The organism is Paenibacillus enshidis (genome assembly GCF_042136365.1).
Lineage (GTDB): Bacteria > Bacillota > Bacilli > Paenibacillales > Paenibacillaceae > Paenibacillus > Paenibacillus enshidis.
The window spans coordinates 43584-57984 of sequence record NZ_JBHHMI010000006.1; the positions used below are offsets into that span (position 1 = coordinate 43584).

Sequence of the window (14401 nt, forward strand, 5' to 3'; positions counted from 1 at the left end):
TCCCCTGGATTGCATGAATTGGTTACATCAATTTGGTTGCTTTAATTGACTGTTTTAAGATGAAATACCGGTTTATTTTGGCCGACGACAAGCTTGTTGTCATTCATGATGTCCAGTGGAGCCAGCTCGTACATGCGGTCGATCGTATCCTGGTTGGCATAATCAATTTGCTCAAGAATCGAGGCTGTAATGATGGGCCATTCATCCTCCGAACCGTCCAGTACTTTCAGGGCAAAGGCCAGTCGTTCTTTTTTCAATCCGAGGCAGTAGACCCCTTTTGCCCCGCCTTTGGCGACAATATTGTCATCCATCAACAGACTCGAACAGATGCGATCGGTACCGGCTACCATTTCATAATGGGCGTTCATGCGGCGCACGATTTTTTCAACAGCCTGCCGGATAGCAGCATCCCCGATAAGGTCTGGACAAGCCAGCTTCAGGAAGGCGACAGCCAGCGAACGCAATGGCATCGCAAATACCGGAAAACCGCAGCCGTCAGTCCCCAAGGCGATTTCTTCCTTCTTGAGGTCGGCCATATAAGCGAGTGTCTCCAAAATCTCCTGCTGCGCCGGATGGTCAGGATGGCCGTACCCCTCCAGCGGATATCCCATAGCTTTGCACAAAGCCAGAATGCCCAAATGCTTGCCTGAGCAGTTATGGTAGATTTGGCGCTTCGGCTTATGCTCACGGTGCAACTGCTCGGTCGCATATACGCTGAGCGGATAGGTCGGGTGGCAGATGAGCTGCTCTTCCTGAATGCCCGTTTTGCCCATGATCGACTCCAGCGCTTGCACATGAAACGGCTCGGCCCGGTGGGAGCCCATCAGAATGGCCCCTTCGGCATCCGTAAACCCAAAAGCATCATCAGCTCCGTGTTTGATGACAGGTATCGCTTGAAACGGCTTGCCTGAAGATCTCAGGAAGGTCATTGCTTGCACATCGCCAACCGAATACTTCACGCCGCCCGTTCCGTCAACCCCGCAAATATGTCCGGTATGTACACATTCTTCGACACCGGCACGGTACTCCCTTACCAGAACTTCCTCCATAGCAGCCTCCATTTGCTCCCTATGATTTATGGACAAGCCCGTAATCGATCTGCTGCTGCAATACGAGTTTGGCAGCACCGATCATTACCGACCTTTCGCCAAGCTTGGAACGAAACATCTCAAATGAACCGCTGAAGTGCTCCCCGATAAATTCCTGGAGCTTCAGATTTACGGCCTCAAACATGCCGGGATGCTCCTCGATGAACTTGCCTGTCAAAATAATGCTGTTCGGATTATAGGTGCATACCACATTGTTGATGGTGATCGCAATGTAGGAGCAGGCCCGGTCAATAATACTTTTCGCCCAAGGCTCCCCTTGCTCCATATACCGGAACAGCTCCTGCAGACTGGACACCTCTCTGATCTGGTTGGCCTCCTGCAGCAACGCCAGATCCGTAATATAGGTTTGCAAACATCCCCGTTTGCCGCATTCACACAGCTTGCCGTTCGGATCAATGATGGAGTGGCCAATCTCACCGGCGATATTTCTGGAGCCACGGTAGATTTTTTGATTCATGATCAAAGCGGCCCCCAGTCCGCTGCCGATGCTGACCAGTGCAGTGATATTTTCAACCGTTTCAGCAGGTATAACATCCAACGATCGGAAGGAGCTTTCGCCCAAGGCTTTAACCTTCAGATCATTATCCAGCACCACCGGCATGTTCAGCCTGGCTTCCAGCCTTTCAGCGAACGGGACATTCCTCCAGCCAAGCTGCGCGGAGAACACCACCACCCCCTGCTCCGAATCGATGATGCCCGGCAGTCCGACGCCCGCTCCAATAAATTTGGAATGTGGAATGCCCTGTTCTGCGGCCATTTCGGCGACCAAACGAACAATAGCGTCAATCAGATTGTCCAGTTGCTTCTCATTTTGATCAATCAACTGCTGGTTCTCCACAATGATGCGGCCGCTCAAATCCACTAGGGCAACCTTCGTCAAATTCCGGTCCACTTCAATACCAACCGTCATGATCGATTCCAGGTTCAGCTCCAGCATCGTTGCCTTCCGGCCCACACCGCCGGATATTTGGTCGGTTTCTTTTACGAGGCCCAGCTCAATCAGATCTGCAACCACCCTGCCCACTGTGGCGGCGCTCATCCCTGAGAGCCTGGCGATATCTGTGCGTGAAATCGGATGATGCTGCTGAATGCTGTTAAACACGAGCATACGGTTCTTCTTGCGCATCAATTCCTGATCATGCTTTTCCAGAAACACTGGCATCTTCCCTTCCATATATTAATTTCACCATGAAATTAATTAAGCAAAAAAATAGTGTTATATGTACAGATCAATTATAAAACAATGCATTACAACGTGATTTCAAGAAACATTACTTGCAACTTGATAAAAATATAGTCCGATCCATTCTTAATGTCAAGGAATAATTTTTAATTATGTTAGGATACTTAACACAACCAGGAAATATGTGTGCATCCAATACTGCTTACCTGTTGTTGGTGGCTCACAGCAAACCAGGACTCCGACGCTGCATGTAACCCGGTCAGGATGATGCAGCACGTAATTTTCCTATATCCTGCTCTTGAAATACCAGACCCTTCAATGGAAAATAGTATTTATATCATCATTTGTACAATATTAACGCAGCAAAAATGAGATTTCAGAGACAAGGGGGCATGGAGATGCTGAAGCAATACGTACTGCCGGACGGTACGCTGGATGGTCAGCGAATATGGAAAAAGGAAACTCTGTATACCGGCATGAACGGCAGGCATGTGGAGCGTTTTTACGTGTCGCCTGATCAGAGCTATATTTTCAAGCCCTTGACTAATGATGGGCAGGCGGGCAAGGAACGCTGGGTATACGAGCATCTGCTGCCTTCCTTTCCGCCGCTATATCCCAAGCTGCTGTCGAAGTCGGACTCCCTTGATCCGGACACCAGCTGGATGATCTTCGAGGATCTTGGAACCATACGTCATGTTTATGACAACGAACTTGCTTTAAGCATCATCCCGCACATGGTATGGTGGCATCGACAGCCGACCGAAGGGTTACGGCAAGTCCCTTTGAAAGGGCCAAAGCCGCCCATTCAGGACATTGCCGCAAACCTAAGAGCAAGACAGGCCGAAGCGGAAGCTGCTCTGCTGTCCCTGGGAGTGCCGCAGCTTACCGTCCGCTCCCTCTTCGATTTGCTTGAACGCCTACCCTTTACAGAAGCGGATGTCCTGTGCCACGGTGATCTTCACCTCGGCAACTATACACGTGTGCACGGCCGGTTAATCGTGCTGGATTGGGAGCATGCTCATTTGAATTCCCGGCTGTGGGACCTGTACCATCTGATCGACATGTCCCACCCGCTGTTTCCGAAGCGCATGACCTCTCGGGGCCGAAGCCGCTTATTGGAAGCATATATAGATCAAGCGCTGCAATCCGGCGCAGTGCTGCATCCGCATAATTTCAAACGGGAATATTACCTGTTTGCAGCCGTCTTCTCCATCTGGATGCTGCTGCTGATTCACTCTGATCTGGAACAAGGGCACAGCGTATGGCCGGAGGAAGCGCTGCGCACCCAGCTCCGTGAAACAATGGACAGCCTGACACAGTGCGCGGACGAGCTGTTTTACAATAACAATTATGAAAACAAGGTGGTACAATAAATGACCAAAGTCGGATTAGTAATGAGAAAAATTCAGTTTACAGAGGCCCAGGGTCCGCGTATTTTTGCGGAAAGGCTCCGGCAGATCGGCAGCGAATTGGGGGTGGAGATCGTCTTCATTTCCCCGGAGCGGCATGTCAGCGGTTATGACTGGCTGCCAGGCTATGAACACGAAAAAGGCGACCTCGTCAACTATGATATCGTACTGGATCAGCTGCATAGCCAGCAGATTGAGCATGTGATCTATACTGTGTCCGGGTTTACTTTTTTGAACATGTTCTTCAAGAAAAGCGTGCTATTCCCGCACAGCTTTCCCGATCCAGCCCTGACTGGCTATGAAATGATGAAGCCGTTCTATTCGATTGTGAATAAAGCGATCGTGCAGACGGATTTCCTCAAACGGGAGATGGCAGACAAATTCGGCGTGCATGACGTCACCGTCATTCCGATCGGCTTTAATGAACAGCTCGTGGACAAGCATTTCGATCCTTCCCGTGTGGTTCAGAACCGTATTCTGTGGATCGGCAGGGACGAGGAGAATCGGCGTCCGAATGTGGTGCTGGAATATGCGCGTTGCAACCCGGACAAGGAAGTATTCATGGTCTTCGGAGGCGAAAGATACAAGGAAAGCATGAAAAAATACGACATCCCGCATAATGTGAACCTGCAGTTCGCCTTATCCCAGAATGACGTATTTGCGCTCATGAATACGGCCAAGGTGTACTGGAGCTGCTCCAAATTCGATACGTTTGCGATGCCGCTGACGGAAGCCATGGCGATGGGCAAAATCGTCGTCAAGCCCGAGCATGCCTGTTACGGCCACATCAGCTCACGCCATACCTTTGCCGGTAATGAACAGAACTGGTTCGAGCTCGTCAATATGGCGGCAGCTTCCCCTCATACCGTATCGATGGAAAACAAGACCTATGCGCTAGAGCACTTCTCCAGCAAGGTGATGAAGGAAGGCTACCGCCGCTTTTTTGAGCAGTGGCTGAACTGACCACACACTCCCGTCAGCCTTCAAACATCCGGGCGGTCAATGCTTATAAACTGTTCTTTTCAGGCCTGAAAAGCTCCAGCGCCGTCCGGATAAACAGCTTCACCGCCAGCGGCGCTTCCTGGAAGGAAGGCATAGCCATATAAATATCCCGGTATGCTTTCGGTTCAATCGCACGAGTAGTCACATTCGGCGGCTGATATGCCTGCATCATGCCGGACATGATCCCTAAACCCAGTCCCTCCTGAATCATGCTTAGCAGTGTCGTAAGATTGGACACGACAAATTTGGGTTTAAGCGGGGTATCTGCCTGTGCGAATAGCTCATATATGGGCGTTTCAAAACCGCCCTTGCAGATAATTATGGGCTGCTGCTCCAGCTCTTTTATCCGAATGGCGGGGTGTGCGGACAACGGATGACCGTCACGGATGACCGCGAACATCTCCTCTCTAAGCAGCGGGATCATCTCAAATTGCTCATCCTTCATAATCGTAAAGCCGACATCGATCTGACGGGATTCAAGCCATCCCCGGATCTCGTCAATCGTTCCCTCATGCAGATCAAACTGCAAATTCGGATACTTCTCTCCGATCGTACGCATGATCTTTGGCAGGAAATAAGCGGACGCTGACGTAAAGGTCCCGATCCGGATGATGCCCACCTCCAGCCCCTTCTCGGCGGCAATCTCTTGCTCCACCTTCTCAAACCCGTTTAAGATTTCCCGAAACAGCACCAGTATGCGGTTGCCCACCTCTGTCAGGACAATTCCGTTCCGCCGGTCGCGCAGGATCAGCTTCACGTCCAATTCATCCTCCAGAGTGGATATGGCCCGGCTAACGGCCGGCTGCGTCATATTAAGCGCCTGCCCTGCTTTCGTAAAGCTGCCGGTTTCAGCAATTTTCACAAATAACTGCAGTTGTGTATTCGTCATAACGTAAACGGTATGCTCCTCATAACAAACATTCATTTTATTTATAATAAAAGTCATTGTATCATAATAAAGCATTGTATGAAAGGAGTGGTTTGTCTTGCCGAAGCTTTCACGATCACGGACAGCCGTGTATCTTGTTTTTCTGATCATCATGTGGGGCGTGAACTGGCCCTTGAGCAAATTTGCCCTGGAGTATACACCTCCCCTGCTGTTCGCCGGACTGCGGACCTGCATTGCCGGTCTGTTATTGATCCTGGTTGCACTGCCGCGCTTTCGGGAGCTGCGCTTTAGACAGAACTGGCCCATCTATCTGATTTCCTCGCTGCTGAATATCGTTCTGTTTTACGGCTTTCAGACGATTGGGCTTGGCTATGTTCCCGCAGGCCTGTTCTCCGCCATCGTGTTCCTGCAACCTGTACTGCTTGGCATTGCAGCCTGGCTGTGGCTGGGCGAAGGAATGTCCGGGAAAAAGCTGATCGGGCTGCTGCTTGGCTTCCTTGGGGTGGCAGCCATCAGCATTGGCGGACTGGCGGGACATATCGCACCGGAAGGAATTTTCCTCGCCATTGGCAGCGCCGTGGCCTGGACCCTCGGAACCGTCTACATGAAGAAAACTTCCGGGCGGGTGGATACGTTATGGATGACCGCGATCCAGATTACGATCGGCGGCATTGTGCTGCTGGCTTCCGGAGCCGTCGTGGAGGACTGGACGGCCATCCGATGGGAGCCTGTGTTTATCTATGACATGCTGTTTATTTCCGTCTTTGTCATCGCGCTCGGCTGGCTCACCTTCTTCAAGCTGATCGGCTCCGGTGAAGCCAGCAAGGTCGGTTCGTTCACCTTCCTGATTCCGCTGATTGCGATCACCTGCAGCGTGCTATTCCTGGGTGAACACGTTACCCTGAATCTGGCCGCCGGGCTTGTGCTGATTGTGCTGAGCATTCTGCTCGTTAATGGAAAGCAGCGCAGATTGGCGGCTAGAAGCAGCAGTACAGCCCAATCCTGATCAGAGCCAGGCATAAAGGACAAAAGGTCGAGAACTGGGGAATCTCAGCTCTCGACCTTTTTTGCCAGATTAGACATCGCACGAGATTGGCGATGTTTTCTCGATATTTTTAAGTAGGGACATGCACGAAGCAGCGGAGAGGACGAAGCAATTCCGGAAAAGCGGAGCGTTCGCCTTTGGCCCGGAGGGTCAACAGCGATTGTAGGAATGGTTCGTTCTCGGAGCCCTCACAACCTGCTAAAGTAACTATTAAACGCCTTGCGGTACGGGCAGGCCGAGCGCTTGCGCCAGACGGGTGCCAAAGTCAGGGTCAGCCTTGTACCAGTGGCCGATTTGGCGGATTTTGATTTCATCTTTTTCCACCGGCTTCATCGCAGCGGCGATGTTGGCAATCAGACGGACACGCTCATCCTCGCTCATCAGACGATACAGGTCACCAGCTTGGGTATAGTGATCGTCATGATCGAAGCTTGTGCTCTCTGCCAGACCGGACACCGCAAACGGCGTTGTCTTGTGCTCAGACGCTTCCGTCGGTCCACCGTAGCTGTTCGGCTCGTAGTACGCGCCTGCTCCGCCGTTGCCATCCGCTCTCATAAACCCGTCACGCTGGTTGTTCTTCACCTCCGCAACCGGACGGTTGATCGGCAGTGTGCTGTGGTTGGCGCCTACACGATAGCGGTGTGCATCAGAGTAAGCGAACAGGCGTCCTTGCAGCATTTTGTCAGGCGAAGCCTCGATACCCGGGACGAAGTTGCCAGGGGAGAACGTAGCCTGCTCTACTTCAGCGAAGTAGTTTTCAGGATTTCTGTCCAGGACCATGCGGCCCACTTCGATCAGCGGGTAGTCTTTTTGCGACCAAACCTTCGTTACGTCAAACGGATCGAAACGGTAGGTGTTCGCATCCTCCAGCGGCATGATCTGAACATACAGCTTCCAGGCAGGGAAATCCCCTTTTTCGATGGCGTTGAACAGATCCTCCGTATGATAATCCGGATTTTCACCCGCCAGCTTGGCGGCCAGCTCCACATCCAGGTTTTTAATCCCTTGCTCTGTTTTGAAATGGTATTTCACCCATACGCCCTGTCCTTCGGCATTTACCCATTTGAAGGTATGGCTGCCAAAGCCGTGCATATGACGGTAGGTTGCCGGAATGCCACGATCGGAGAACAGAATCGTTACCTGATGCAGAGATTCGGGAGAAAGAGACCAGAAATCCCATACCGCATTCGGATTTTTCAGGTGTGTCTGCGGATGGCGCTTTTGTGTATGAATGAAATCCGGGAATTTAATCGCATCACGAATAAAGAACACCGGCGTATTGTTGCCTACCAGATCATAGTTGCCTTCTTCAGTATAAAATTTAACGGCGAAACCACGCGGATCACGAACCGTATCAGCAGAACCGAGCTCACCGGCAACGGTGGAGAAACGGATAAACAGCGGCGTACGCTTGCCCGCTTCGGACAGGAAAGCTGCCTTGGTGTACTTGGACAGATCATTCGTCACTTCAAAGTATCCATGGGCTCCTGCTCCTTTGGCATGCACGACACGCTCAGGCACACGTTCACGATTAAAGTGGGCCAGCTTTTCCAACAGGTGTACGTCCTGAATCAACACAGGGCCGCGTTGGCCGGCTGTGATGGAGTTCTGATTATCGCCGACAGGAGCCCCCCAGCTTGTAGTCAAATGATTTTGATTGCTCATTAACGGAATCACCTCGTATGCTTGATATGTTCCCAACTATAAATGAGCCCTTTATTAAAATCAATCTTTTTTTATAATAATTCTAAAATAGAATGAAACATAAAAACTTTTCTCAAATTTACTATTACATATATGCTGTTACGAGAACTTTATGAAATATTCATCCTCTGTTTCCTTGACAATTTGACCTGGAATTTTCTCGGCAGCATAAAAGGTCTCCTTATCCAGTGCGGTTAAGGAGACCTTTTATGCTGTTAGATAGCAATCCTGTTACGCTTATTTAATCCAGCGGGAAAACAGTTGATTGACCCGCTGGGCAAATTCTTCAAGATTCAGATTGGCCTTATCAAGCCGGTAGTACCAATTTTTGATCGTATCCAGAACCCAGGACGGCATCCTTGCTTCCGAAAATCCGGAATAAAAGGTGTGGTAGGCCCATACGAGATGCTCCCACCGTTTGTCATCGCCTTCCTTGACGTACTCGGATACATCCAGCACCTTGGCACGCCCGTTCTGCAGCAGCACATTTTTAAGGTGAATATCTCTCGGATTAAGCCCCTTGGATCTGACGAAATCCCGGGCCTCCTCCACATCCTGAATGACCTGCTCCGGCACGGGGATTCCTTGCAGCAGACAATCCATCAGTGTAATCCCTTTCTCGTAGCTGATCACAATATATCTGTCCCCTTCTCCGTAAAATACCGGAAAGGAGGGACATCCCCGCAGCTTCTCATAAACGGAAGCTTCGGCGCTCTTTTTCTCCGCGGCCAGTTCCGAGTAGATCTTGAATGCATATTCCGGCATGGAGTCCAGCGTAAATACGGCAGCATCCGTGCCGATGCCGATACAGTGCACACCTTCCGCATAACCGTTAATGGTGACAGGCGTGTTGTCCGGGGTGCCGATGACTTCAATCCGCTGCAAAACGCTTTCTGCCTTTCTCCATTCCTCACTCATGTCGATCTCCCCTTTTCCGGTGCTCCGCTAAACGCGGTATGTCTTCTTGAAAGTATATCGATAGATGTTTTTCTCAGGTCGGCAGCAGCATTTCCCTCAGTTCTTCGTAGCTGGCAGCCGTCCCATATGGGGAATGCTCCGTTGTCTCAGGCTCTGTCTGCCGATGGTTGAACCATAGAACCTTCCAGCCCGCTAAAGATGCGCCTACGACATCATTCCGCCAGGAATCCCCCACATACCAGCACACGTCAGCGGTCGTTCCCGTTCGTTCGTTCACCGCAGTGAATATACGCGGATCAGGCTTCGCATAACCTACAGCTCCAGAGATAAAAACATGCTCAGGGGCCACATGTGATTCCAGCGCCAATGCGCGGATTTTCTGAAGCTGGTGTTCTTCAGGACCGTTCGTAATCAGCCCGACCAGAACCCCCGCATCCGCCAAATCTTTCATCAGCTCAGGGGCCCCTATAAAAGGCGTGATTCGATACTGGCGGTCCAAATATTCAGCCTGCAATCGGGCCGCCTGCTCCCAGGACAGCTCGCTCCCGAATTCCCGCATGGCGAGTATGAAGCGGCGAATACGCATCTCCTCCAGCTCTGACGTGCCTGGAGCCCTGTGCAGCAGTCCCCCCTCCGCTGCGAGCTTGTCGCTGTAATAACGGATGCGGTGATAGGCGGCCTCGTACGGAAAGGAATCGTCCAGCCCCATCACATGCTGAAGCGCGCCGCGGGTAGGCTGCAAATGGTCGTACATGGTATCATCTACGTCAAAAAATACCGCCTGGTGCCATTTTTTCGATATCATATGTTGTTGTCCCCTCTGTAAAGACTTCGTGCACCTGCAACCCCCGAAGCACATAACTTAGATTAGACCCGGGAAATCATCGGTGTTTTACACTCATTTGACAAAAGTGTTTCATGATACTTATTTACCATTTTTCTGCAGTTTTTATAATTTTGGTTTACAATTCGTATAATTTCACGTAATTTTTATGTTACGGTCCAGTAATCAGAGCCGTTGGTTCCCGCCCTTCCGGCTCCCAACGAACACAAAATGCATGTCATCAGTAAGGGAGGAGAACTTGAATGAAGCCCGGTTCTGAATTTAACTATGGCTCCTTGTCGACGCTGATCCAGGAACTTATCGACTTTGAACAGGAGCTTGAAGAGAACAGGCACTCCCTCGATTTCGATCTGGGATTGATTATGGAGCGCGGCCGGGGGATACGGTACATGTCGACCCCGCCGGATGTTATACCGTTCGCACGCGCAGGCGTGGACGGGCTCCAGTACGGTTTTTTGACCGATTTCGGCGCTATTGCCGATCCTGCACAGGCTCCAGTGGTCTGTGTATCTCCCATGCACTGGAACGGCGTATGGCTGGTCGCCCGCAATCTGCATGAATTCCTGAGCATTGTCTATACGGATAATAGCCCGCTCACCCATTATTATGAACATACGGACGCCTATCTGCACGATCTGGCACGCCGTCAGGCCCCGGTTTATGATGAGCGGCGGCAGATGGTACGTGAGCTGTTCCGGACCCGCTTTGGCATTCATCCGATTGAAGACATGGTCCGCTATATCAAGGATCTGCGCATGACGCGCCGCCGCAGTATCGCCGTACAAACCTTGAACGGGCTCGGCATTGTGCCGCTCTCTTCGGAGCAGCGTGCTCACACTCCTTTTAGCCTGCCGGATATGCTGCTCTGGGATCAGGACAGCAGGAGAATTCAGGAATTTTTTCTGAATGCCTCGGTGGAATCCAGGCTTGCCTTTGTGCGGGACGCCCAGACGAAGCACCTGTTCACCGATTCCCTTCTGCGGGCGTTTGTCACATCCCAGCTCCGAGCGATGGGATTGTCCGAGGCGGCCGACCATCTGGATGAGTCCTATTATACCGTTGTCATGGAATCCTGACCAAAGCATCATCTCATCTATTTCGCACTCTGCCGTCTGCATTGCAGGCGGTTTTTTTCTGTTTCGCGGACACTGTCTAGACAGAGGCGGTTCATGCTACAATAGGTTCATGAACAACACATTGCAATATTCCAGTTATGACATCATAGAAGTGTGTCTGCTGGCCGGAAAAGTCATGCTGCAAAGCGGAGCGGAGACCTACAGGGTGGAAGACACGATGTCACGCATTGCCGCCGCTTACGGTGTCCTGCACTCACACAGCTACGTCACTCCGACGGGGATCATCTTTTCCATGGACGGTACGGAACCGGCCAAGCTGATCCGCATCATGGAGCGGACAACGGATCTCCACAAGGTGGTTGAGGTTAACAACATATCACGCCGGATCGGTGCAGGTGAGCTGTCCCCCGTCCAGGCCGTCGAACAGCTCAGGCAGGTGGAGTGCCGCCCCCAGGCTTACTCCGTTTGGTTGCAGCTCTTCGCGGCCGCTGCGGCCAGCGGATGCTTCATGATCATGTTCCGTGGAATATGGGCCGACTTTCCCGCAGCCTTCATCTGCGGTGGCGTCGGCTTTGCGGCAGTACAGTATTTTCACCGGCTCGTTCAGGTGAAGTTTTTCGCCGAATTTTCTGCCGCCTTCCTGGTCGGGCTGGCCGCCTCACTGTTCGTTACTGCCGGATTCGGACACCAGCTGGACACCATTGTCATCGGCTCTGTCATGCCGCTGGTGCCCGGGCTGCTGATCACCAACGCCATAAGAGACCTGATGGCAGGCCACCTGGTATCAGGTCTGTCCAAAGGGGCTGACGCCTTTCTGACCTCCTTTGCCATCGGGGCCGGCGTCGCTTTGATCTTTTCCATCTGGGGGAGCGGAGGAATACTATGATACTTCAACAGCTCGCTACCAGCTTTATCGCTTCCGCCGCATTTGGCATTCTGTTCCATGCGCCGCGCAGGTCACTGGCGCTTTGCGGTTTTGTCGGCATGCTGGGATGGGTAGTCTACTTTTACACCGTCGACCGCTGGGACACCCTGCTGGCCACGTTTGCCGCCACCTTTGTGATCGGAGTTTTAAGCCAGGCCATAGCAAGATGGTATAAAATGCCGGTCATCATCTTCAGCGTGGCAGGCATGATTCCACTGGTGCCCGGAGGCATCGCCTATGATGCCATGCGCAGCTTTGTGGAACATGAATATGCCGGAGCTGCCGAGCTTGCCGCACAGGCGCTCATGATCTCCGGCTCCATTGCCGTCGGTCTTATTGCCTCCGAAGTATTCAACCAGATGCTGAAGCAGGTCAAGAAGTTCTGAATGTGGGGAATGCAACGTGCATGCCCCTGACTTTCTTGCTCATTCAGTCTTCGACGCGCTGGCCTACAATGACCAGATCGCGTTCAATGCCGTCCAGTACGGCTACAGCCGGATACAGCCCCCACTGTTCAAACCCGAACTTGCGCAGCAGACCAAGGCTTGGCTCATTATGGCCGAACACAAACCCCAGCACCGTCTGTACGCCAAGTCCCGGACATTCCTGCAGCGCATGCTGTACCAGCCGGCCGCCGATTCCCGCTCCCCGGAAAGCTTCACTTACATAAATGCTGATTTCAACCGTGCCGTTATAGGCCGGTCTTCCATAGAAGGACTGCAGGCTTGCCCAGCCGGCAATGTCATCTCCGGTGCGCATGACCCACAGTGGCCGCCGCTCAGGATGATGCTGCTCAAACCAGGGTCTGCGGCTTTCTGCAGTCACCGGTTCCAGATCCGCCGTTACCATCCGGCCGGGAATGGTAGAGTTATAGATATCGACAATCGCAGGCAAATCCTCCAAGCGGGCAAAATCGATGATGTACTGTTCCATATAAATGTCCTCCTAAAATGACCTAAAAAAACCAAAATATACATCCTGTGTAATATGCCTATTGTACAGGAGGAGCCGCAGGAGCGTCATCCGTTTTGCACGATGCCCGGACAAAATCTGAGACTGAGACATCCTTGCTTTGCATATCTGCTCCGGGCAGATTTATAATAATTATAGAACGAATTTGGAAAGGGAGAAATCATATGGCTGATAAAATAAATACGTTATTTAACGCGCTGGCCAACAACGGATGGCAAGGTTTGCTGGTCACCGACCCCACACATATCTATTATTTGACCGGCTTCGCCAGCGAGCCGCATGAAAGATTTCTCGGACTCCTGCTCGTGAGCGGGGAGGAGCCTGTGCTCATCGTGCCTGCGCTGGATGAAGATAAGGCCCGTGAGAGCTCTTCCGTCAGCCGCATCGTTACTCATACCGACACGGATAATCCGTATGAGCTTCTCAAAAGATTCATCGGCGGCAGCATGGATGTGTTCGCTATTGAAAAGGAGCACGTGTCCGTCGCACGCTACGAAGCGCTTTCCACATCGGTGGGCGCACAGCGCTACGAAGATCTCGGACCGGTGCTGCGCGAGATGCGGGTTAGAAAATCGGCTGATGAAATGCAGCGGCTGAAGCATGCCGTGCATCTGGTAGAGGAGGTGCTGCGCGGCGGGCTGACTCATGTCAGAGAGGGCATGACTGAGGTCGAATTGGTCGCCGAGCTTGAATACCGGATGAAGAAGCTGGGAGCAGACGGGCCCTCATTTGATACAACGGTGCTGTTCGGGGCCAAGACGGCTATGCCTCATGGGGAACCAGGGACGAAAAAGCTGACTCCCGGAGATCTGCTCATGATCGACATGGGCGTGTACGCGGACGGCTACGCATCCGACATTACCAGAACGTTTGCTTTCGGCAGCCTGTCCCCCGAGCTTGAGAAAATTTATAATACCGTGCTTCAGGCTAACCTGGCAGGGATCGCAGCCGCACGTCCTGGGGTCAGCTGCGCTTCTGTCGACCAAGCTGCGCGGGCTGTCGTTGAAGCAGCCGGGTACGGACCGGCATTCAATCACCGCGTAGGGCACGGCCTTGGCCTGGGCATTCACGAATACCCTTCCCTGCATGGCGCCAATGAAGATCCGCTGGTGGAGGGCATGGTCTTTACGGTTGAACCGGGCATCTATATTGCAGGCAAAGGCGGAGTCCGCATTGAAGACGATGTGCTGGTTACCGCAGATGGCGTCGAGGTGCTGACCTCCTTCCCCAAAGACCTTAAAATTTTGGCATAATACAAGCCGGATTGTGAAAAGGGACTGTTCCCGCAAGTCATCAGCGATGACGGGGAGCAGTCCCTTTTTCTC

The 14401-nt window shown here is 52.1% G+C and carries 14 protein-coding genes; 7 read left to right on the top strand and 7 right to left on the bottom strand.

Features of this window, described 5'->3' with window-relative positions; translation table 11 throughout:
• Window positions 1-41 precede the first annotated feature (41 nt).
• On the bottom strand, window positions 42-1049 hold the full coding sequence (locus ACE41H_RS08970) for an asparaginase (RefSeq protein WP_375354868.1): 1008 nt from the start codon (window positions 1047-1049) through the stop codon (window positions 42-44).
• A 19-nt stretch (window positions 1050-1068) separates the two neighbouring features.
• The gene (locus ACE41H_RS08975; RefSeq protein ID WP_375354870.1) at window positions 1069-2283 is read right to left on the bottom strand and encodes an ROK family transcriptional regulator; all 1215 of its coding nucleotides are present in this window, start codon (window positions 2281-2283) and stop codon (window positions 1069-1071) included.
• A gap of 407 nt (window positions 2284-2690) precedes the next feature.
• Here ACE41H_RS08975 and ACE41H_RS08980 point away from each other — a divergent pair, with 407 nt between their 5' ends.
• Together ACE41H_RS08980 and ACE41H_RS08985 are read left to right on the top strand one after the other, a co-directional pair.
• Window positions 2691-3665 (top strand): phosphotransferase, encoded by a 975-nt coding sequence (locus ACE41H_RS08980; protein ID WP_375354872.1) that lies wholly within the window; start codon window positions 2691-2693, stop codon window positions 3663-3665.
• Window positions 3666-4664, top strand: a complete 999-nt coding sequence (locus ACE41H_RS08985) for a glycosyltransferase (RefSeq protein WP_375354874.1) — start codon at window positions 3666-3668, stop codon at window positions 4662-4664.
• Window positions 4665-4707: 43 nt separating this feature from the next.
• On the opposite strand, the gene ACE41H_RS08990 is transcribed toward ACE41H_RS08985, so the two are convergent.
• Complete coding sequence (locus tag ACE41H_RS08990; protein WP_375354876.1) at window positions 4708-5592, bottom strand: LysR family transcriptional regulator; 885 nt, start codon at window positions 5590-5592, stop codon at window positions 4708-4710.
• 97 nt (window positions 5593-5689) lie between these two features.
• Here ACE41H_RS08990 and ACE41H_RS08995 point away from each other — a divergent pair, with 97 nt between their 5' ends.
• A complete protein-coding gene (locus ACE41H_RS08995) occupies window positions 5690-6598 on the top strand; it encodes a DMT family transporter (RefSeq protein WP_375354878.1) in 909 nt (302 codons plus the stop codon).
• 249 nt (window positions 6599-6847) lie between these two features.
• Here ACE41H_RS08995 and katA read toward each other — a convergent pair whose 3' ends face one another.
• The 3 genes from katA to ACE41H_RS09010 form a co-directional block, all read right to left on the bottom strand.
• Window positions 6848-8302 carry a catalase KatA gene (gene katA / locus ACE41H_RS09000; protein WP_375354880.1) on the bottom strand — a complete coding sequence of 485 codons (1455 nt, stop codon included), beginning with the start codon at window positions 8300-8302 and terminating at the stop codon, window positions 6848-6850.
• A gap of 276 nt (window positions 8303-8578) precedes the next feature.
• On the bottom strand, window positions 8579-9259 hold the full coding sequence (locus tag ACE41H_RS09005) for a serine/threonine-protein kinase (protein WP_375354882.1): 681 nt from the start codon (window positions 9257-9259) through the stop codon (window positions 8579-8581).
• Between the two features lie 73 nt (window positions 9260-9332).
• Entirely contained in the window at window positions 9333-10064 is a 732-nt protein-coding gene (locus tag ACE41H_RS09010; protein ID WP_375354884.1) for an HAD family hydrolase, read from the bottom strand.
• Window positions 10065-10345: 281 nt separating this feature from the next.
• Here ACE41H_RS09010 and ACE41H_RS09015 point away from each other — a divergent pair, with 281 nt between their 5' ends.
• The 3 genes from ACE41H_RS09015 (at window position 10346) to ACE41H_RS09025 (ending at window position 12490) form a co-directional block, all read left to right on the top strand.
• Entirely contained in the window at window positions 10346-11179 is an 834-nt protein-coding gene (locus tag ACE41H_RS09015) for a hypothetical protein (protein ID WP_375354886.1), read from the top strand.
• A gap of 109 nt (window positions 11180-11288) precedes the next feature.
• Complete coding sequence (locus ACE41H_RS09020) at window positions 11289-12065, top strand: threonine/serine exporter family protein (RefSeq protein WP_375355065.1); 777 nt, start codon at window positions 11289-11291, stop codon at window positions 12063-12065.
• Window positions 12065-12490, top strand: coding sequence for a threonine/serine exporter family protein (locus ACE41H_RS09025; RefSeq protein WP_375355066.1), 426 nt, complete (start codon window positions 12065-12067; stop codon window positions 12488-12490). The genes ACE41H_RS09020 and ACE41H_RS09025 overlap by 1 nt, the downstream gene beginning before the upstream one ends.
• A gap of 43 nt (window positions 12491-12533) precedes the next feature.
• Here ACE41H_RS09025 and ACE41H_RS09030 read toward each other — a convergent pair whose 3' ends face one another.
• Window positions 12534-13037, bottom strand: a complete 504-nt coding sequence (locus ACE41H_RS09030; RefSeq protein ID WP_375354888.1) for a GNAT family N-acetyltransferase — start codon at window positions 13035-13037, stop codon at window positions 12534-12536.
• 203 nt (window positions 13038-13240) lie between these two features.
• Here ACE41H_RS09030 and ACE41H_RS09035 point away from each other — a divergent pair, with 203 nt between their 5' ends.
• Window positions 13241-14329 carry a M24 family metallopeptidase gene (locus ACE41H_RS09035; protein ID WP_375354890.1) on the top strand — a complete coding sequence of 363 codons (1089 nt, stop codon included), beginning with the start codon at window positions 13241-13243 and terminating at the stop codon, window positions 14327-14329.
• Window positions 14330-14401 lie beyond the last annotated feature (72 nt).